Consider the following 1,135-nt stretch of genomic DNA (forward strand, 5'->3'; position numbering starts at 1 on the left):
GCTGGCGCTGGTGTCGCGCACGCTGCGCGACCAGGACCTGCGCGCCAAGCTGCGCGCCAATGACGACCCCGTCGCGCTGCACGCGGTCCTGTCGGCGGCACAGGGGATCAAGGCCGCCTGAGCCTGCATTTCGAACAACACTGTTCAAATCGGACCGGATCGGCCCTATAGTCCAAGGGGTGACACCCACGGGAGGGCTGACCATGACCAGACATCATGCCGACAAGCCGCGGATGCAGGGGGCGGCGCGCCTGCGCGAATTCCTGCGCCTTGACCGCGAGGGCGGGATGCACAGTGCCATCCGCGCCCTGCACGCGCGCCCCCATGCCCGGGCCGAGGACAGCCGCAAGGCCGCCGAATACGCCCGCATCGCGCGGGGTCACCTGAAGTGACCCCGAGGGGGACCGCCCGCAGGGGCGGTCCCGCATTCAGGCCTCAGGCGCGGACCAGGGCCTCATAGCTTTCGGCCACGTCGCGGGTGATCTGGCCCACCTGGAAATGCCAGTCGCCGATCTGGCCCACGGGCGTCACCTCGGCCGCGGTGCCGGTCAGCCAGCATTCCTGGAACCCCTCCAGCTCGTCGGGCGTGATGCGGCGTTCGTGGACCGTATAGCCCTTGTCCTTCAGCATCTGCACGATGGTCTGACGGGTGATGCCGTTCAGGAAGCGATCGGCCAGCGGCGTGTGGACCTCTCCGTCCTTGACGAAGAAGATGTTGGCGCCGGTCGCCTCGGCCACGTAACCCTCCCAGTCCATGAACAGTGCGTCCGAACAGCCCTTGGCCTCGGCCGCGTGCTTGGACATGGTGCAGATCATGTAGAGGCCTGCGGCCTTGGCGGCGGTGGGGATGGTCTCGGGGCTGGGACGCTTCCACTTGGCCACGTCCAGTTTCGCCCCCTGCCATTTCGCGTCGCCGTAATAGCTGCCCCATTCCCAGGCCGCGACGGCCATGCGGACCGGGTTGCGCGCCGCAGACACGCCCATGTCCGGCCCCGACCCGCGCCATGCGACGACGCGGACATAGGCGTTCTCGAAGCCGTTGGCCTTCAGCACGGCCTCCTTGGCGGCGTCGATCTCCTCGGCGGAATAGGGGATCGGCATGTCCAGCAGGCGGCCCGATTCGATCAGGCGCAGC

General features: G+C 68.3%; 2 protein-coding genes and 1 pseudogene. 2 read left to right on the forward strand and 1 reads right to left on the reverse strand.

Translation table 11 applies throughout. The features are described from left to right. Positions 1–121: pseudogene (locus TW83_RS22040) on the forward strand (PTS lactose transporter subunit IIC); the annotation flags it as partial. A gap of 82 nt (positions 122–203) precedes the next feature. Continuing rightward, positions 204–392 (forward strand): hypothetical protein, encoded by a 189-nt coding sequence (locus tag TW83_RS13035; RefSeq protein ID WP_045983215.1) that lies wholly within the window; start codon positions 204–206, stop codon positions 390–392. A gap of 43 nt (positions 393–435) precedes the next feature. Here the strand turns inward: TW83_RS13035 and TW83_RS13040 are convergent. Beyond that, the coding region (locus TW83_RS13040; protein ID WP_045983216.1) for an aminotransferase class IV at positions 436–1,135 on the reverse strand (700 nt) is incomplete at its 5' end.

It is taken from the genome of Paracoccus sp. S4493, from assembly GCF_000967735.1.
Classification (GTDB): domain Bacteria; phylum Pseudomonadota; class Alphaproteobacteria; order Rhodobacterales; family Rhodobacteraceae; genus Paracoccus; species Paracoccus marcusii.